The sequence below is a fragment of the Kitasatospora sp. NPDC051705 genome (assembly GCF_044453265.1).
Lineage (GTDB): Bacteria > Actinomycetota > Actinomycetes > Streptomycetales > Streptomycetaceae > Kitasatospora.
Map to the genome: position 1 here is coordinate 74,135 of NZ_JBITCO010000015.1, position 17,587 is coordinate 91,721.

Genomic DNA, 17,587 nt, shown 5'->3' on the forward strand with positions numbered 1-17,587 from the left:
GTCTAAGGGCGGGCCCGTGCGCACGCGCACGGGCCCGCCCTTAGACGTGTCGGGGAGGGGTCAGGAGCGGCCGCGGAGGCCGCGGAGGTGTTCGGCGACCGGGGCGAGGGCCTCGTACATGGCGTCCAGCTGCTCCGGGGTGAAGCGGTCGATGAAGTGCGCCCGGACGCTGCGCACGTGGTCGGGGGCGACCCGCTGCATGGTGTCCCAGCCCTGCTCGGTGAGGTGGGCGTAGAGGCCCCGGCGGTCGCCGGGGCACTCCTGGCGCAGCACCAGGCCGGCCGTTTCCATGCGGGTGATCTGGTGCGAGAGGCGGCTCTTGGACTGCAGGGTGGCCGTCGCGAGGTCGGTCATCCGCATCCGGCGGTCGGGGGCCTCGGAGAGGACGACCAGGATCTCGTAGTCGTTGATGGCCAGGTTGTGCGGCTGGAGTTCGCGGCTGAGCTGGTAGTCCAGCAGCTTGGCGACCTCCAGGTGGGCGCGCCACATCCGCTGCTCCCTGGCGGTCAGCCAGGGGGTTTCCCCCTCCGGCTGCGACGGAGGGGTGTCCGCGGTGTCGATCGTGTGCGCATCCATGGGGACAGCATACCCGATTTAGTTAAATCTTGTACAAGTTTACAGGCCGAAACGCCGTCCCAGGTCGCCCAGGTTACCGAGACCCGGCACGTTGAGGTTGCCCCCGCCGTGCCCGCCGTGGCCGGCCGCGCCCGGCTGGGACGGCACGCCGCCCATCGGGATGCCCGCCTCGGCGCCCACCTGGCCGACCGAGCGCTCGGCCATCAGCTTCTCGCTGGACTGCAGCAGCACCTGCCCGGCGCCGATGAACTCGAACTGGTGCTCCTCGCCGGACGCCCCGCCGAGCCCGGTCAGCCGGCGGATGCCGCCGATCAGGCCGTGCATGTAGTCGTGGTCGTAGTGGTGGCACGGCGCCGGGCAGTCCGCCCAGCCGACCAGCGCCTGCGGGTCCACCCGGATCGGCGGCTCGACGAAGTGCACCGGCCCGTTGGAGGCGGCGACGAACTTGCCGGTGCCGATCAGGGTGAGGAAGCCCGGGATGATCGACTGCTTGAGCCGCAGCGTCGGCTCGAAGGCCAGCAGGTTCCCCGAGCGGACGGTCAGGTTGCCCTCGTCCAGGTCGTAGGAGTTGAGGTCGAAGGCGCGGTCCGCCAGCAGCAGCTTGCCGCGGCCCTGGGCGACCACCCAGTCCGCCGCGTGCATCGGCGAGTTGAAGTGCTGCCCGATCATCCGGTCCAGCACGCCGGCGCCGACGCCCTTGAAGCTGATGTCGCCGTAGTAGGCGACCATCTTGCCCTTCTGCAGGAAGTACGAGCCGTTCAGGTCGACCGAGAAGGCGTACGGGTTGACGTTGTCGTTCGCCGGCAGGCTGTGGGCGTCGTACACCACCGGGCCGGCGCCGCCCCCGTGGGCGCTCGGCAGCGGGGCCTGCGGCCCGCCGAACTGCTCCTGGGCGTAGGCCTGCTGGGGCTGCGGCGGAGGCGGCGGCGGGTAGCCGCCCTGCTGGGGGTAGCCCCCCTGCTGGGGGTACCCGCCCTGCTGCGGGTAGCCGCCCTGCGGCCCGTAGCCCGGGGGCGGCGGCGGGGGGACGGCGAAGCCGGGCTGGGTCGGCTGGTCGTACGGGGACTGCCCGTGGGGCGGCTGCGGCGGGTAGGACATCAGAGCTTCTCCTCGCTCGCCTGGACGTACACCGCACCCTGTCCGGACAGTTCCAGCTGGAACGCCTCGCCGGAGCCGCGGCCGATCATGTCGCGCCACCCCAGCGCCGTGGACAGCTTGTTCTGCACCTGGCCGCGGTGCGCCACGTACGCCTGCGGGTCGACGTGCACCGACTGGCCCGGGACGATCGGCAGCTCGAAGACGCCGCCGTGCGCCATCACCGCGACCGAGCCCTGCCCGTCCAGCTTGGTGGTGAACAGGCCCTGGCCGGTGACCTGGCCGCGGACCATGCCCATCACGCCGCCCTGCGAGCCCATGAACATGGTGGACTGCTGCAGCGTGCCCTCGAAGGCCAGCAGCCGGTCCGCCTCGACGTACAGGGTGTCGCCGACCAGGTCGATCACGTGGACGTGGTGGCCGCCGTGGCCGAACATGACCCGGCCCTGACCCTCGACGGTCATCAGCGGGGTGTCCTCGTTGGCCACCCGGCGGCCGATCATCGACATCACGCCGCCCTGCCCGCCGGTGATGTTCGGCGTGAAGCGGACGTCCCCGGTGTACGCGAGCATCGCGCCGCGCTGGCTGAACAGCCGCTGGCCGGGCACCACGACGGCCTCGACCATCTTGCCGTTGATCTTCGTGAAGGCCATCAGACGTCGCCCCCGATGGTGACCTTCTCCGACGGCTGCACGTAGACCAGTCCCTCTCCGGAGAACTCCACCTGGACGGCCTCGCCGCCGCCCTCCCCGATCACCGTCGTCCAGCCGGCGCCCGACTTCAGGCTGCGCTGCAGGCTGCCGGTGTGCGCCACGTAGGCGCCGGGGTCGACCCGCAGCGGCTGGTCCTTGCCGACCCGCAGGATGATCGCCGGCCCGTTCGAGGTGACGGCGGCCCAGCCGTGGCCCTCCACCTTGGTGGTGAACAGGCCGTTGCCGGAGGACATGCCGTTGAGCCCGGTGAAGGTGGTGCCGGTGCGCAGCGAGCCCTCGGTGCAGAGCAGGTTGTCCGCCTCGACGAACAGCGTCTCGCCGTTCAGTCTGACCAGGTTGATCTCGGTCGCCTTGTCGGCGAAGTAACAGGTGCCCTGTCCCTTGACCTCCATGACGGTCATCTGTTCGCCGGTCAGTCGGCGGGCGACCATGCCGCGCAGGCCGTCCCCGCCGCCGGTCAGCTTCTTGAAGCTCATCTGGCCGGTGTAGGCGACCATCGAGCCGTGTCTGGCCTTGACGGCCTCGCCGGCCAACTCGACCGCGAGTACCCGGGTTCCCTGGAGTCTGAACTGTGCCACGGCCGCAATCTACTGGCAGCGGCCGTGGCAGGGGGAGGGGCGGGGTGGGAACTGGTACCGGTCTGCGACATTCGCGCCGGTCACGCGCGCGCGTGCGCCCCGTGCGCGGGCGCGACGGTGCCGGCGGCCTCCTCGACCTCCAGCAGCGAGGCCGAGTGGCGCTCCGCCTCGAAGGCCACCACGCCGCCGCGCAGCCCGAACAGCCGCTTGGAGAGCATGATCCACAGGACGGCCGCGATGTTCAGCAGCAGGGTGCAGATCTTCACCGCGCTGACGTGCTCGCTCAGCTCGTAGCCCTCCAGCGGCAGGAAGGCCGCGGTGGCGACCACCGTCAGGTACTCGGCCCAGCGCCGGCCCAGCCAGAGGCCGACCGCCTCGACGATCTCGATCAGCGCGTAGGCCAGCAGGGCGCCGGCGACGATCAGCAGGGTGTTCTTGTGGTAGTCGAAGGTCTTCCGGATCGTGTCGACGATCGGGGAGTGCTCGAGGTCCCAGTGGAAGTGGTCGGTGACCGGCCGGAAGACCGTCAGGTTCTCGTCGAAGATCCGGTGCACCGCGTCCTGGCTGTTGGAGAACTTCCAGACGGCCCAGGCGACCACGATGATCAGCAGCCCGCGCAGCACCCGCTCGACGGCCAGGAAGCGCAGGATGAAGAGGTCGCGCAGCGCCTTGCCGCGGGGCACCAGCGGGGCGTCCTGCGCGGGGCCGGAGCCGTGCGGGGCGCCGAGCGCGAAGTCGCCGCAGCGCAGGCAGCGCCAGGCGTCGCCGAGGGCGGTGGCGGCGTGCAGCCGGGCGGCCAGCTCGGGCTCGGTCGGCGCGTAGGTGACGTGGCCGCGCTTGGCGCAGGTCCTTCGGTCCCAGTCCCGCTTGAACATGAGTGGCTACCCCCGGTCGTCCGATGCGTGCGGCCCCCGGTCCGGTGGGCGCGCGGGCAGCAGGATAGGGGCAGCGGGTGACGGGCCGCCCGCGCCGGGCGGGTTCTGGCGCACAGCTGTGACATCGGGCCGGCCGGTGTGAGACCGCTCACGGGGGGCACCCCGGGCCGGGCTCCGGACGTGTGCTCGGTGATAATGGCCAAGGCTTGTGCGTCGCTTCACAAGCGTGTCCGCGCCTCCGACCCCCGTATTGAGGTACCCAACGTGAACAGCAGCGCCGTCCACCGCCTGCGCCTGGTCTCCGGCCCCGAAGGGGTCTCCTTCGTCCTGCTGCTGATCTGCTCCGTGCTGAAGCGGACCACGTCCTTCGACGCCGTCCCGGTGATGGGCATGGTCCACGGCGTGCTGTTCGTGCTCTACGTGGTCTTCTGGATCCAGGCGTGGCAGGCGCAGAAGTGGGACGTCAAGCGCGGCGCCCTGCTGTTCGTCCTCTCGGTGATCCCGCTCGGCGGCCTGGTCGCCGAGCGGATGCTCGGCAAGGAGGAGCGCGGCGAGCTGGAGCCGGCCGCCGCCTGAGCCGCTCCCCCCGAACGCGACGGTCGACAGGCTGCCGCGGCCTCCTCTCCCAAAGGGCCGCGGCAGCCTGTCGCCGTTCTTACCGGGGGTGGTCAGGTCCTACCGGGTGGTCGGGGCGCGCCGGGCGCGCTCAGTTGACGTTGACGCCGCTCCAGGCCGCGGCGACCGCCTTGTACTCGGTGCTGGTGGCGCCGTACAGGTCGGTCGCGGCCTTCAGGGTCGCCGTGCGGGCGGCCTTGTAGTTGGTGGTGGAGGTCATGTAGACGGTCAGCGCGCGGTACCAGATGGCGGCCGCCTTGGTCCGGCCGATGCCGGTGACCGTCGAGCCGTTGGAGGTCGGGCTGTTGTAGCTGACCCCGTTGATGACCTTGGCGCCGCTGCCCTCGGCGAGCAGGTAGAAGAAGTGGTTGGCGACGCCGGAGGAGTAGTGGACGTCCTTGTTGCCGACGGTGGAGGACCAGTAGTCGGCCGAGGCGCCGTCCTTGGAGGGCTTGTCCATGTAGCGCAGCGGGGTGCCGTTGCCGTTGATGTTGAGCTTCTCGCCGATCAGGTAGTCCGGCGGGTCGGAGGGCAGGTTGGCCGACCACTCGACCATCGTCCCGAAGATGTCCGAGGTGGCCTCGTTCAGGCCGCCGGACTCGCCCGAGTAGTTCAGCTTCGCGGTGGCCGAGGTGACGCCGTGGCTCATCTCGTGGCCGGAGACGTCGATCGCGGTCAGCGGGTGGGTGTTGCCGGAGCCGTCGCCGTAGGTCATGCAGAAGCAGGAGTCGTCCCAGAACGCGTTCACGTAGTTGGTGCTGTAGTGGACCCGGCTGGCGGCGCCGACGCCGTTGTTCTTGATGCCGCTGCGGCCGAAGGTGTTCTTGTAGTAGTCCCAGGTGGCCGCGGCGCCGTACTGGGCGTCCACGGCGGCCGACTCGCGGTTGGACGGCGAGCCGTTGCCCCAGGAGTTGGTGGTGTTGCTGAACAGCGTGCCGCTGCCGGAGGTGCCGCCCTTGAGGTCGGTGGTGGACTGGTTGCCCCGGGAGGCGTCCTTGAGCTGGTAGGTCGAACCGCTCTGGGTGGTGGTCAGCGTGACGGTGCCGACGTTGACGCCCTTGCCGGTGCCGGTCGCGGTCTGCACCTGCTCCTGGCTGGAGAGCACCTGGCCGGTGGCGGCGTCGGTGACGACCTCCTGGCGGCTCGGGGTGCCGTCGGCCCGCTCGCCCGTGACCACCGTGCGGTGGGCCAGCCGCGGGGCGCCGTCGGCGGCCCAGACCACCAGCTCGGCCGCGCCGGCGCCGTCGACCCTGGCGAGCGCCGCCTCGTCCTCGTCGGCGGCGAGCCCGACGGTGGCCCGCACGGCGGCGGTGGCGCGCTCGGCCGCCTGCCCGGCGGCTATGCCCGGGGTCAGGCTCGGCACCGACAGCCGGCCGTCGAAGGCCCGGTCGACGGACTTCACCGAGCCGTCGGCCTTCTGGTGGACGACCAGGTCGCCGCCGAGCACCGGGAGGCCGGCGTAGGTCCGCTCGTAGCGCAGGTGGCGGGTGCCGTCCCGGTCCGCGATGACGTCCTTCACGACGAGCTGCTCCTGGCCGCCGAGGGCCAGGGCGTGGGCGACCGGGGCGCTCTGCCCGGCGGCCAGGGCGAGCAGCTCGGCGCGCTGCTCCGGCGCGGGGGCGGCGGCCTGGGCGGCGGGGACGACGGCGATCTGGATCACGCCGGCGAGCAGGGCGGTGGCGGAGAGTACGGCGCCGGCTGTCAGCTTTCGCTTCACGTGCGGGGGTTCCTTCCACGAAACCGCGGTGTGCGCGCGGTTGCGCCGCGTACCGGGGCGCCGGGGTTGGCGCCTTGGGGGCGGTAGGGCGCGGACGTGCCGCTCCCGTGCGGTCACTGGCGGTCCGTCGATGGGTGGGGGTGTGACGGGCCGTCGGACGGGGCTTGGTCAGAAGCATGACAATCGGTGGCAGGAAATGACAGGCCGCCCACCGGGATTGGCCAGGAACCGCCAGCGCTGGTGCGGGTGGTTCGGCTGCCGATCCGTGCCCCGGTACGGGCGGGTTCGTCCCCCTGGCGGGACCTCGCCAGCGGGCGGTCTTGCCGGGCCGCTGGAGCGCTGCTACCCACCGCGCCGGGGGCCCCGGACGCGGCGCGCGCCCGGGGCCGGCCCTCCGCGCGCCGGGCCCCGGACGTGCCGGACGCCCGGGGCCTGCCCTCCACGGAGGCCCCGGGCGTCCTGTTCACCGTGCGGCGTGCGTCAGTTGACGTTGACGCCGCTCCACGCCGCCGCGACCGCCTTGTACTCGGCGCTGGTGGCGCCGTACAGGTCCGCCGCGGCCTTCAGGGTGCCGGTGCGGGCGCCCGCGTAGTTGGTGGTGGAGGTGAAGTACACGGTCAGCGCGCGGTACCAGATCTGCGCGGCCTTGTCCCGGCCGATGCCGCTGAGCGTCGAGCCGTTGGAGGTCGGGCTGTTGTAGCTGAAGCCGTTGATGCTCTTCGCGCCGCTGCCCTCGGAGAGCAGGTAGAAGAAGTGGTTGGCCACGCCGGAGGAGTAGTGGACGTCCAGGTTGCCGACGCCCGAGTACCAGGAGTCGGCCGAGCCGCCGTCCTTGGAGGGCTTGTCCATGTAGCGCAGCGGGGTGCCGTCGCCGTTGAGGTCGATCAGCTCGCCGATCCAGTAGTTCGGCGGGTTGGAGGGCAGGTTGGCGGAGAACTCGACCATGGTGCCGAAGATGTCCGAGGTGGCCTCGTTGAGGCCGCCGGACTCGCCCGAGTAGTTGAGGTTGGCGGTGGCGGAGGTGACGCCGTGGCTCATCTCGTGGCCGGCCACGTCGATCTCGGTCAGCGGGTGGGTGTTGCCCGAGCCGTCGCCGTAGGACATGCAGAAGCAGGAGTCGTTCCAGAACGCGTTCACGTAGTTGGAGCCGTAGTGCACGCGGCTGGTGGCGCCGACGCCGTTGTTCTTGATGCCGTTGCGGCCGAAGGTGTTCTTGTAGAAGTCCCAGGTGGCGGCCGCGCCGAACTGGGCGTCGACGGCGGCGGACTCGCCGCTGGAGACCGAGCCGGTGCCCCAGGTGTTGGACGACTTGCTGTAGAGGGTGCCTGAGCCGGAGGTCCGGTTCTTCATGTTGACCGTCGACTGGCCGCCGCGGGTGGCGTCCTTCAGTGTGTACGAGCTGCCGCTCTGGGTGGTGGTCAGCGGCACGGTGCCGACGAAGACGCCCTTGCCGGTGCCGGCGGCGGTCTGCACCTGCTCGTGGGTGGAGAGCACCTCGCCGGAGGCGGCGTCGGTCACCAGCAGCTGGCTGCTCGGGGTGCCGTCGGCGCGCACGCCCTCGACGGTGGTGCGGTAGGCCAGGCGCGGGTTGCCGTCGCTCGCCCAGACCACCAGCTCGGCCTTGCCGGTCTGGTGCACGGCGCTCAGCGGGGACTCGTCCTTGTCGGCGGCCACGCCGACGGTGGCCTGGACCGCGCCGGTGGCCTGCGCGGCCGCCTTGTCGGCCGGGATCTGCGGGGTGAGGCTCGACAGGCTCAGCTGCGCGGTGACGGCCTTGTCGACCGACTTCACCGAGCCGCCCGCGCTCTCGTGGACGACCAGGTCGCCGCCGAGCACCGGCAGGCCGGCGTAGGTGCGCTCGAAGCGCAGGTGGCGGGTGCCGTCCTGGTCGACCACGGCGTCCTTCGCGACCAGCTTCTCCTGGCCGCCGAGCGCCAGCGCGCCCGCCAGCGGACCGGACTGACCGCCGGCCAGGGCGATCGCCGCGGCCTGCTGGTCGGCGGCCTGCCCCGGCGGGACGGGGGCCGGGCCGGCCTGGGCGGCGCTCGCCTGGACGACACCGGAGAGCAGGGCGGTGGCGGAGATGACGGCGACTGCTGCGAGCTTTCGCTTCACGGACGGGTCCTTCCGGGAAACCGCGTGTGGGCGCGGGCGCACCTCGCTCCGGGGGCCGGGGTCGGCACCTTGGGGCGGAACGGGCACTGGCGTGCGGGGGCCCGATCGAGCGGCTGGCCACCGGTGGGTGGGGGTGGTGGCTGCCGGACTGGGTTGGCGGAAAGCATGACAATCGATCACGTCAAATGACAGGTCTTGCTCAGGAATTGGCCAGGTCCCGCCAGTGGTGGTGAATGTGAACAGGCCGACAAAAGGGGTGAAACACCCCGACGTGCGGCGGGTTACCGCCCGAACCGAGGCCTGCTGGTGCGGCGGTGGGCGAACGCCTCCCCAACTCCGTCCGGACGGGGGTTCGTTGCCCCGCGTTCACACCCGTGCAACGTCCTGGTCCGGACCTGGGCGCCCGACTGGCGGGATCCCGCCACGTGTTGCGCTTGTCCACCATCAGGACAGCTGGTAGCACACGTCCCTTCCGCCGGTACGGTAAGGAGGTGCCCAAGCCCCTCGCGCTCGACTTCGACCCGATCGCCCGCGCCGACGAACTCTGGACCCGCCGCTGGGGCGGAGTGCCCTCGATGGCGGCGATCACCTCGATCATGCGGGCCCACCAGATCCTGCTCTCCCGGGTCGACGCGGTGCTCAAGCCGTACGGACTGACCTTCGCCCGGTACGAGGCGCTGGTGCTGCTGACCTTCAGCCGTACCGGCGAGCTCTCGCTCTCCAAGATCGGCGAGCGCCTGATGGTGCACCCGACGAGCGTCACCAACACCGTCGACCGGCTGGAGCGGGCCGGACTCGTCGCCCGCCGCCCCAACCCGCTGGACGGCCGCGGCGTGCTCGCCGCGATCACGGACCGCGGCCGCGAGGTGGTCGAGGAGGCCACCCGGGAGCTCATGGCGATGGAGTTCGGGCTGGAGGAGTACGGCGCCGACCAGTGCCGCCAGGTCTTCGAGCTGCTCAGGCCGCTGCGGGTCGCCGCCGGCGACTTCGCCGAGGATGGCGGCGAGGGGGCTGCGCGGGCCAGGCCGTGAGGGCGGCTACCCTCGTGGGAGCGGTGCGCGGATCCGGGCGTGCCCTCCGATCCTGCCGAGCGAGGCGATGCGAAGTATGAAGGCGACCCCCCTGCTGGGCTGGTACCGGGCCCTGGCCGTGGCGACCGGTACGGCGCTGCTGGTGTTCTGCGGCTTCATGGTCGCGAAGTACGGCTTCGACACCGCCGAGGACCTGACCACCTACGTCGCGATGCTGCACGGCTACCTGTACATCGGGTACTTCGTGGTGACCTTCCTGCTCGGGCAGAAGCTGAAGTGGCCGCTCGGCCGGATGGTCCTGACCCTGGCCGCCGGCTGCATCCCGTTCGCCTCGTTCGTCTTCGAGCGCAAGGTGGCCCGCGAGGCCGCCGAGCTGCTCGAGCCGGGCACCGGGGCCCGCCAGCCCGCCGGAGTCTGACCCGCGCGTTCGTCCGCCGAGAGCGCCCCTCCCCGCCCGGGGAGGGGCGCTCTCGGCGTTCCGGGGCGGGGATCCGCCGTTCGGCCCCGGTGGCCGTCGACAGGTGGTAGGACGTCCGAGTAAATTAGTAGGACGTCCTAATAGCTGTGCCGCCCCGGTGCCGTGGCGGCCGTACGGAGCGGAGTTCGGGGTCATGGACGCCGAGGAGATCGAGCGCGGCCGGCAGCGCTGGCAGCAGCGGTACGACAAGGCCCGCACGCGGGACGCCGACTTCACCACCCTGTCCGGCGACGAGGTCGAGCCGGTCTACGGGCCCGCCCCCGGGCAGGCCGTCGAGGGCTTCGAGCGGATCGGCTGGCCGGGCGAGTACCCGTTCACCCGCGGGCTGCACCCCACGGGCTACCGGGGCCGCACCTGGACCATCCGCCAGTTCGCCGGCTTCGGCAACGCGCAGCAGACCAACGAGCGCTACCGGATGATCCTGGAGGCCGGCGGCGGAGGCCTCTCGGTCGCCTTCGACATGCCCACCCTGATGGGCTACGACTCCGACGACCCGAAGTCGCTCGGCGAGGTCGGCCACTGCGGCGTGGCCATCGACTCGGCCGCCGACATGGAGGTGCTGTTCGACGGCATCCCGCTCGGCGAGGTCACCACCTCGATGACGATCAGCGGCCCGGCCGTCCCGATCTTCTGCATGTACCTGGTCGCCGCCGAGCGCCAGGGCGTCGACCCGGCGGTGCTCAACGGCACCCTGCAGACGGACATCTTCAAGGAGTACATCGCCCAGAAGGAGTGGCTCTTCGCCCCCGAGCCGCACCTGCGGCTGATCGGCGACCTGATGGCCTACTGCGCCCAGGGCATCCCCGCCTACAAGCCGCTGTCCGTCTCCGGGTACCACATCCGGGAGGCCGGGGCGACGGCCGCGCAGGAGCTGGCGTACACCCTCGCCGACGGCTTCGCCTACGTCGAGCTGGGCCTCTCCCGCGGCCTGGACGTGGACGTCTTCGCGCCCGGCCTGTCCTTCTTCTTCGACGCGCACCTCGACTTCTTCGAGGAGATCGCCAAGTTCCGCGCCGCGCGCCGGATCTGGGCCCGCTGGATGCGCGACCGCTTCGGCGCCAAGACCGACAAGGCGCAGTGGCTGCGCTTCCACACCCAGACCGCCGGCGTCTCGCTCACCGCGCAGCAGCCGTACAACAACGTGGTCCGCACCGCCGTCGAGGCGCTGTCGGCCGTGCTGGGCGGCACCAACTCGCTGCACACCAACGCCCTGGACGAGACCCTGGCGCTGCCCTCGGAGCAGGCCGCCGAGATCGCCCTGCGCACCCAGCAGGTGCTGATGGAGGAGACCGGCGTCGCCAACGTGGCCGACCCGCTGGGGGGCTCCTGGTACGTCGAGGCGCTCACCGACCGGATCGAGCAGCAGGCCGAGGCGATCTTCCAGCGGATCCTGGACAAGGGGCACGAGGACCACGGGATCGGCCCGATCACCGCCGGCATCCTGCGCGGGATCGAGGAGGGCTGGTTCACCGGCGAGATCGCCGAGGCGGCCTTCCAGTACCAGCAGTCGGTGGAGAAGGGCGACAAGCGCGTCGTCGGCGTCAACTGCCACCCGCGCAGCGTCACCCCCGAGCTGGAGATCCTGCGGGTCAGCCACGAGGTCGAGCGCGAGCAGGTGCGGGTGCTGCGGGAGCGCAAGGCGGGCCGGGACGACGCGGCGGTGCGGGCCGGGCTGGACGCCATGCTGGCGGCCGCGCGCTCGGGCGAGTCGATGATCCCGCCGATGCTGGACGCGGTGCGCGCCGAGGCGACCCTGGGCGAGATCTGCAACGCGCTGCGCCAGGAGTGGGGCACCTACCAGGAGAACGCCGCCTTCTGACGGCCACCGGGCCCGGCGCCCCTCGGACGCCGGCGGAGCCGCCCCGCACGCACCCCGGTGCGGGGCGGCTCCGCCGTGTCCTCCCCCGGTCGGTCCCGAGCCTGTCTCGAGTCGGTCCTCAGCCGGTCCTCAGTCGGTCACCAGGCTCGGGAACGGCCCGAGCAGCAGGTTGGTGAACCGGCGGGTCCAGTCGGCGGTGATCGGCTCGCCGCTCACCAGGACGCGGTGCTCGACCGTCCCGGCGATGGTGTCGAAGATGATGTCGATCTCCTCGCAGGCCGTCTCCGGGTCGGTGTCCGGGGCGAGTTCGCCGCGGGTCTGGGCGGCCGCCCGGCCCTGCCGGACCAGCCGCTTCTGCGGGTCGACGATGGCCTCCCGGATCCGGCGGCGCAGCTGCGGGTCCCGGGTGCCCTCGGCGAAGAGCGCGAGCAGCGCGGCCTGGGTCTCGGGGCGGGCCAGCAGGTCGGCGAACTGGGCGACCACGGCCTCGATGTCGGCTCGCAGGCTCCCGAGGTCGGGCATCACCAGGTCGTCGAAGAGGCTGGCGACGGCGTCGACCACCAGCTCGTTCTTGGACGGCCAGCGGCGGTAGAGCGTGGTCTTGGCGACCTTGGCCCGGGTCGCGACGTGGCCCATGGTCAGCCCGCCCCAGCCGAGTTCGGCGAGGGCCTCGCGGGTGGCGTCGAGGATGGCGCGGTCGGCGGCGGCGCTGCGCGGTCTCCCCTTGGCCCTGGCCGCGGCGCCGGCCGCGGGGGTGGGGTCGTCCGCGGGCTCCGGGGCGGCGACGTCCGGGCTGGCGGGGGGCTGGGCGGCCGGCACCGGGCCTCCTTGCGCTTTACTGGTGAGTAACTTGGGCGGGGCTGGTAACGGTAGCGGCTGTCGGCCGATTCGGGCAGTCGGGCCGCCCGCGAAAGTGGGGCAGGTCACGTCCCCGAACCGCCGGAGGGGCTTGCGGGCGGGGGTCGGGCTCCAGTTACGCTACGACTCGTAGCGAAAGCAGTGACAACCAGGCGCCGCACCCGTGGGACGGGGCGGCGCGGGCGCGGGTGGGGATCCGCGCCGAACGGTTCAGGCTACCGGGGGAGGGGCACGGCGCCCGGGAACCCGCGCCGCGCGGCCCGCGCGGGGCGACTTTCCGGAGGTTGGTGCCCGCGAGCAGCGCGGACGGGGGAGGATGGTGCCATGCAGCCACGGAATTCGCGTCTCAACAGCTCCGCCCTGCGCGGTGCGGTCGACCTCGCCGCAGTGAAGGCAGCCGGCGAGGCTGCCCAGAAGGCCGAGCAGGCCCGGGTCGAGCGGGCCCGTCAGGCGGCCGCCGCCGAGGCGGCCGGAGTCGCCCCCGCCCAGCCCGCCCACGCGCTCGTCATCGACGTCACCGAGGACACCTTCGAGGCCGAGGTCGTCCAGCGGTCCACCGAGGTGCCGGTCGTCATCGACTTCTGGGCCGAGTGGTGCGGCCCCTGCAAGCAGCTCAGCCCCGTCCTGGAGGGCCTGGCCGAGGAGTACGCCGGCCGCTTCGTGCTCGCCAAGATCGACGTGGACGCCAACCCGCTGCTGTCCCAGCAGTTCGGCATCCAGGGCATCCCGGCCGTGATGGCCGTGGTGGCCGGCCAGCTGGTGCCGCTGTTCCAGGGCGCCGAGAGCGCGGCCAACGTCCGCAAGGTGCTGGACCAGCTGATCCTCGTCGCCGAGCAGCGCTTCGGCGTGGTCGGCGGCGCCGCGGCCCCGGGCGAGGCCCCGGCCGCCGCCCCGCAGCGCCCCGAGGACCCGGCGCTGGCCGCCGCGCACGACGCGCTGGACAGCGGCGACCTGGGCGGCGCCATCCAGGCCTACCGGAACGTGCTGGCCGACCAGCCGGGCAACACCGAGGCCGTGCTGGGCCTGGCCCAGGCCGAACTGCTGCAGCGGATCGAGGGCCTGGACCCGCAGGCCGTGCGCTCGGCGGCCGCGGCCGACCCGAAGGACGTCGCGGCCCAGCTGCGGGCGGCCGACCTGGACCTGGTGGGCGGTCACGTCGAGGACGCGTTCGGACGGCTGGTGGACACCGTCGGCCGGACCGCGGGCGAGGACCGGGACACCGCGCGGGTGCGCCTGCTGGAGCTCTTCGAGGTGATCGGCCCGGAGGACCCGCGGGTCACCGCGGCCCGGACGGCGCTGGCGCGCGTGCTGTTCTGACGCCGGTTCCGGGGTTCGCCCCGGGTGGTTCGCGGGGGCCCGCCCCGGCCGGTTCCGGGCCCGCCCCGGGCGTGCCGTGGCACGTCGGATGACCTGCGGTGTCGCCTGGTGATTTGGCGACAATCCGGTCAACCGGACAGAGGTTTACCAAATCTTGACAACACCCGTGGATGGTCACAGCTGGTGACCGTCCACGGGTGTTTCACTGCTGTTTCCGGCAGATTTCACCGTCACGTTTCCTTCAAGGCGTCACGCACGGTGCACGAGGCACTGATTCCATGATCGACGCCGTCGGGTGTTGCATTACCCGTCAGTAAGGAACCTCTTGTGCTTCGCCCGGGATTCGAGCACGATCGGCGACGCCCGGTCCCAGACTCCACGGCCCCCGACACACCGGTCGGTCACGAGGAGCGCGGGATCCCCACCGGGTGATCCGCCGGCCCCGGCCGGCGGTAGGGAGGGCAGGGGGGTATCCGCGGTCCCACGGCGGTTCCTGTCCTTTTTCCGGCCGCGCGGCCCTGCGCGGTCGCTGGTTGTCGCTCGGGGGTGATCGCCGATGTCGTCGGTCCTGCCCGCCGCCCCACAAGGACGGTCGGTGAAGGGACGGGAGTGCCGCAGCACGCAGGCCGCTCCCGCGTCCGACGACGCCCAAGGCGCTCTCCGCTACCGAGGACGTAGCTCTCTCCCATCCCAGGCCCCCACCGGCGCGGGACGCGCCGCCGGGGAGCCGGAGATGTACGTCCTAGAAGGAGGACTCGCATGTCCCAGACCCACGGCAAGACCCGCTGGAAGCGCTTCGCACTGGTGATGGTGCCGACCATTGCGGCCACCGCCGCAGTGGGCGCTGCGATGGCCAACAACGCCCTGGCGGCTTCGTTCAGTGTCTCCGGCCAGAGCTTCAAGGTCACCGCGCAGGAGCTGCACGGCAAGAACTTCGCGCAGTTCGGCTCGATTGACGCCGAGGTGAATGGCACTCCGCACCCGGTCGCCGTCTCGGCGTTCGACTCGGCCACCATCAAGGGCCTTTGCCAGTCCGTGGTGACCGACCCCAACGTCATTCCGGGCCTGCCGTGGAAGCTGCCCAAGATCACGTTGCGCCTGGAGGCGGGCCTCAGCGACGACGAGAAGAAGCAGGTGTCCGCCAAGAACCTGTTGATCGACCTCGACCAGCTGAACGCGGACGCCGTCTTCACCAACATCAACATCGGCCAGGATGCGTCCACCCTCAAGGGCGAGGCCACCCAAGGCTGGAAGTCCAAGCTCGGCGGCCTGCCGTCCGGCGCGACCGGATTCGCCCAGGCTGCCGATAAGGCCGACCTGACCAATGTGCAGCAGACCGCCTGGGCTACCTCGGCCGGCACCTTCACCCTGAACGGCCTGAAGCTCCAGCTGCACACTGACGGCACCGGCGAGTGCTACTAAGCCATTGAAGGGCAGTGGGCCGGGTCCGGCCCACTGCCCTGATGGCACCGAGGGGCCGGGGGCGGTGCGTGCGCCGTCCCCGTGCCCCGTGTCTCGTTCCCCCCTCGTTCGCAACTCGAGGAGCTGCATCGTGTCCAGCGCCCTTGCCGCCTACCGGCCCGCCGAGCACGAGAACCCCGTCCAATGGCTGCGCCGGGTGTTCCGTACCTTCCGCCGGACCCGGCCGTACTACGGCGGCCTGTTGGCCATGATGGCCGGTTTTCCGATCATGTACTTCCCGTACGCGAAGCTCTCGTTGGGTGGCATGACCGTCGCCATGGCCACGACGGCGGGGGCGGGCTCGCTCATCATCGGCGTACTGCTGATCGTGCTGGGGCTGACCGCATGGTTCCAGCCGGCCGTACGGGTCTTCGGAGGAGTTGCGACGATCCTGCTGACGCTGGTCTCGATCCCGGTCTCCAATCTGGCGGGCTTCGGGCTGGCGCTGCTGCCGGGGCTGATCGGCGGCGCACTGATGGTCTCCTGGGCTCCGCTGCCGGAGCCTAGGGTCGCGTCGGGCCGCGGACGGCTCCGCCGCCGCCGGGGCAAAGACGCCGTAGACGTTGAGGCCCTCACCGCCGGGCCCGCGGGGACCACCACCGCCGGCCCCGCCGGCACGGCTGAGGCCGAGGCGGCGGCCGAGAGCGCCACCGCGGCGCCCACCGCCGAGCTGCCCGTCCAGGGCGGGGCGCCCGGGCCGGCCGCCGGCCCCGCCACGGCCACCGTCCCGCGCCAGGCCGCCGGGGACTCCGAGGAGGCGCGGTGACCACGTCGGAGGAGCAGCCGGGCGGCCAGGCCGTCCCCGCGCAGCGCTCCGGCCGGCACGCGGCGCCGCGCACCCCGGTCCGGGTCCGGCTGAGAGGCCGGGCGCTGGCGATGGCCGCGGTGCCGACGGCGCTGCTGATGGCCGCCGCGTACACCCCCAATCCGGCGGTCGCCGAGTCGTCGGCGGGCAAGCCCTGCGGCACCGCGCCCGCCGCCGTGCCGGACGTCGCGCCGGTGGAGACACCCGTCCCCAAGAGCGAGCTGCCCGAGCCGCCGCCCGGCCCGTCCACGGCGCCCTCCGCGCCCGCGACGACGCCCGCGGCACCGCCGTCGACGCCGCCCTCGACCGGTCCGAGCGCGCTCCCGACCACGACGCCGAGCGGCACGCCCGCCCCGCAGCCCTCCGCGCCGGCCGGCACGCCGAGCGCGAGCGCCACGCCGAGCGCCACCACCCCGGTGACGCCGCCGGCCGCCCGCACCGCCGCCACCGGCGGCGGCCCGGGCGCGGTGAGCGCGGTCTACCAGGGCACCGGTGCCGGCACCGGCACGGCCAGTCAGGCCGGGCTGATCGACGACATCGTGGGTGGCATCAACCACCTGCTGAACCCGAGCAGTTCGCCGAGCGCGACGCCGAGCGCCCAGCCGACCACCCCGGCGCCGGCCACCACCCAGGCCCCCGCCCCGGCCGCCCCGCGGATCGGGACGCCGGCCCAGCCCACCCCGCCGCAGACCCCGGCCTCCGGTGCGGCGACGGACCCGGCGCCCGCCGCGCAGCCGCCCGTCGCCTCGTCCTCCGGCGGCCCGGGCGGCCGGCCCTCGCCCGCCGCCGCGCCGTCCGCGGGCGCCGGGGCCACCGGCAGGGCCACCGGGAAGGCGAGCCCGAAGGCGGCGCCCTCCGCGGGCGCCTCCGGCACGGCCGCGCCGTCCGCCGGGGCCTCCGCGACGCCGTCCGGCTCGCCGTCCGCCAACCCCAACTGCGCGGTGGACACCCGGGGTCTGACGGCCGGTGCACCGGCCGGCGGGCAGGTCGTCCCGGAGCAGAACTGGACGCTGCTGACCAGCCGGCTGGCGCTGCACGGCGCGGCCTTCCACGGCGTCTACGACGTGAAGACGCCGACCGGCAGCAAGCGGGTCCTGAAGTTCGTGGTGTCGAGCGTCGACATCGACAACCTCGACATGTCGACCCTGGAGGGCAACGGCGTCACCTTCCACGTCCAGGGCGCCCCGGGCTCGACCTCGACCATGCGCAACGGCCCGGTCACCATGTACGTGGAGCGGCTGTCCGGCCACCTCGCCAAGGTGCTCGGCCTGCCGCTCCCGATCGACCTGGGCGAGATCACCCTCACCCCGGACACCCTGCCGCGCTGGCTGTACGACCTGATCGGCTCGATCCCGATCCCGCTGGACCTGGAGCTCACCGGGGTCACCGCCAAGCAGGCCGGCCAGTTCGGCGGCACGCTGACCATCCCCGGGATGCACCTGTTCAACGACAACGCGCCGTACAGCGACAAGTAGGGCCCGGACACGCCCGTGGGGCGGCCCTCCCGCACGGGAGGGCCGCCCCACGGGCGTTT

Annotated in this window: 16 protein-coding genes; 8 read left to right on the forward strand and 8 right to left on the reverse strand. The window is 72.5% G+C overall.

Annotated elements, in window-relative coordinates; genetic code table 11:
- Window positions 1-60 precede the first annotated feature (60 nt).
- From ACIA8Q_RS20410 to ACIA8Q_RS20430, 5 genes are all read right to left on the reverse strand, one after another.
- Complete coding sequence (locus ACIA8Q_RS20410; RefSeq protein ID WP_360204668.1) at window positions 61-576, reverse strand: MarR family transcriptional regulator; 516 nt, start codon at window positions 574-576, stop codon at window positions 61-63.
- Between the two features lie 39 nt (window positions 577-615).
- Entirely contained in the window at window positions 616-1,437 is an 822-nt protein-coding gene (locus tag ACIA8Q_RS20415) for an AIM24 family protein (RefSeq protein ID WP_360204862.1), read from the reverse strand.
- Window positions 1,438-1,673: 236 nt separating this feature from the next.
- Window positions 1,674-2,324 carry an AIM24 family protein gene (locus ACIA8Q_RS20420; protein ID WP_360204671.1) on the reverse strand — a complete coding sequence of 217 codons (651 nt, stop codon included), beginning with the start codon at window positions 2,322-2,324 and terminating at the stop codon, window positions 1,674-1,676.
- A complete protein-coding gene (locus tag ACIA8Q_RS20425; protein ID WP_360204673.1) occupies window positions 2,324-2,962 on the reverse strand; it encodes an AIM24 family protein in 639 nt (212 codons plus the stop codon). The genes ACIA8Q_RS20420 and ACIA8Q_RS20425 overlap by 1 nt, the downstream gene beginning before the upstream one ends.
- Before the next feature lie 80 nt (window positions 2,963-3,042).
- Complete coding sequence (locus ACIA8Q_RS20430) at window positions 3,043-3,837, reverse strand: DUF2127 domain-containing protein (protein ID WP_360204676.1); 795 nt, start codon at window positions 3,835-3,837, stop codon at window positions 3,043-3,045.
- Window positions 3,838-4,101: 264 nt separating this feature from the next.
- Between ACIA8Q_RS20430 and ACIA8Q_RS20435 the strand changes: the two genes are divergently transcribed.
- A complete protein-coding gene (locus tag ACIA8Q_RS20435; protein WP_360204679.1) occupies window positions 4,102-4,413 on the forward strand; it encodes a DUF3817 domain-containing protein in 312 nt (103 codons plus the stop codon).
- A gap of 130 nt (window positions 4,414-4,543) precedes the next feature.
- On the opposite strand, the gene ACIA8Q_RS20440 is transcribed toward ACIA8Q_RS20435, so the two are convergent.
- Both ACIA8Q_RS20440 and ACIA8Q_RS20445 read right to left on the reverse strand, forming a co-directional pair.
- Window positions 4,544-6,169, reverse strand: coding sequence for a M4 family metallopeptidase (locus ACIA8Q_RS20440; RefSeq protein WP_360204682.1), 1,626 nt, complete (start codon window positions 6,167-6,169; stop codon window positions 4,544-4,546).
- Window positions 6,170-6,649: 480 nt separating this feature from the next.
- On the reverse strand, window positions 6,650-8,284 hold the full coding sequence (locus ACIA8Q_RS20445) for a M4 family metallopeptidase (RefSeq protein ID WP_360204684.1): 1,635 nt from the start codon (window positions 8,282-8,284) through the stop codon (window positions 6,650-6,652).
- A gap of 491 nt (window positions 8,285-8,775) precedes the next feature.
- Between ACIA8Q_RS20445 and ACIA8Q_RS20450 the strand changes: the two genes are divergently transcribed.
- The 3 genes from ACIA8Q_RS20450 (at window position 8,776) to ACIA8Q_RS20460 (ending at window position 11,612) form a co-directional block, all read left to right on the forward strand.
- Entirely contained in the window at window positions 8,776-9,315 is a 540-nt protein-coding gene (locus ACIA8Q_RS20450; RefSeq protein WP_360204687.1) for a MarR family transcriptional regulator, read from the forward strand.
- 76 nt (window positions 9,316-9,391) lie between these two features.
- The gene (locus tag ACIA8Q_RS20455; RefSeq protein WP_360204689.1) at window positions 9,392-9,733 is read left to right on the forward strand and encodes a DUF3817 domain-containing protein; all 342 of its coding nucleotides are present in this window, start codon (window positions 9,392-9,394) and stop codon (window positions 9,731-9,733) included.
- Window positions 9,734-9,926: 193 nt separating this feature from the next.
- Window positions 9,927-11,612: a methylmalonyl-CoA mutase family protein gene (locus tag ACIA8Q_RS20460; protein WP_360204692.1), complete on the forward strand. Its 1,686-nt coding sequence runs from the start codon at window positions 9,927-9,929 to the stop codon at window positions 11,610-11,612.
- Window positions 11,613-11,741: 129 nt separating this feature from the next.
- On the opposite strand, the gene ACIA8Q_RS20465 is transcribed toward ACIA8Q_RS20460, so the two are convergent.
- Window positions 11,742-12,431 (reverse strand): TetR/AcrR family transcriptional regulator, encoded by a 690-nt coding sequence (locus ACIA8Q_RS20465; protein WP_396317513.1) that lies wholly within the window; start codon window positions 12,429-12,431, stop codon window positions 11,742-11,744.
- A 363-nt stretch (window positions 12,432-12,794) separates the two neighbouring features.
- Here ACIA8Q_RS20465 and ACIA8Q_RS20470 point away from each other — a divergent pair, with 363 nt between their 5' ends.
- The 4 genes from ACIA8Q_RS20470 (at window position 12,795) to ACIA8Q_RS20485 (ending at window position 17,528) form a co-directional block, all read left to right on the forward strand.
- Entirely contained in the window at window positions 12,795-13,787 is a 993-nt protein-coding gene (locus tag ACIA8Q_RS20470; RefSeq protein ID WP_360204695.1) for a tetratricopeptide repeat protein, read from the forward strand.
- A 759-nt stretch (window positions 13,788-14,546) separates the two neighbouring features.
- A complete protein-coding gene (locus tag ACIA8Q_RS20475) occupies window positions 14,547-15,209 on the forward strand; it encodes a DUF6230 family protein (RefSeq protein ID WP_396317514.1) in 663 nt (220 codons plus the stop codon).
- Window positions 15,210-15,339: 130 nt separating this feature from the next.
- Window positions 15,340-16,014, forward strand: a complete 675-nt coding sequence (locus ACIA8Q_RS20480; protein ID WP_396317515.1) for a DUF6114 domain-containing protein — start codon at window positions 15,340-15,342, stop codon at window positions 16,012-16,014.
- Complete coding sequence (locus ACIA8Q_RS20485; protein WP_396317516.1) at window positions 16,011-17,528, forward strand: hypothetical protein; 1,518 nt, start codon at window positions 16,011-16,013, stop codon at window positions 17,526-17,528. Before ACIA8Q_RS20480 ends, ACIA8Q_RS20485 begins: the two co-directional genes overlap by 4 nt.
- Window positions 17,529-17,587: the final 59 nt, after the last annotated feature.

What these genes read in the sequence shown, in the direction of transcription:
- ACIA8Q_RS20410 (WP_360204668.1), bottom strand. Translation starts at nt 576, where the DNA reads ATGGATGCGCACACGATCGACACCGCGGACACCCCTCCGTCGCAGCCG.
- ACIA8Q_RS20420 (WP_360204671.1), bottom strand. Translation starts at nt 2,324, where the DNA reads ATGGCCTTCACGAAGATCAACGGCAAGATGGTCGAGGCCGTCGTGGTG.
- ACIA8Q_RS20430 (WP_360204676.1), bottom strand. Translation starts at nt 3,837, where the DNA reads ATGTTCAAGCGGGACTGGGACCGAAGGACCTGCGCCAAGCGCGGCCAC.
- ACIA8Q_RS20455 (WP_360204689.1), top strand. Translation starts at nt 9,392, where the DNA reads ATGAAGGCGACCCCCCTGCTGGGCTGGTACCGGGCCCTGGCCGTGGCG.
- ACIA8Q_RS20460 (WP_360204692.1), top strand. Translation starts at nt 9,927, where the DNA reads ATGGACGCCGAGGAGATCGAGCGCGGCCGGCAGCGCTGGCAGCAGCGG.
- ACIA8Q_RS20470 (WP_360204695.1), top strand. Translation starts at nt 12,795, where the DNA reads ATGCAGCCACGGAATTCGCGTCTCAACAGCTCCGCCCTGCGCGGTGCG.
- ACIA8Q_RS20475 (WP_396317514.1), top strand. Translation starts at nt 14,547, where the DNA reads ATGTCCCAGACCCACGGCAAGACCCGCTGGAAGCGCTTCGCACTGGTG.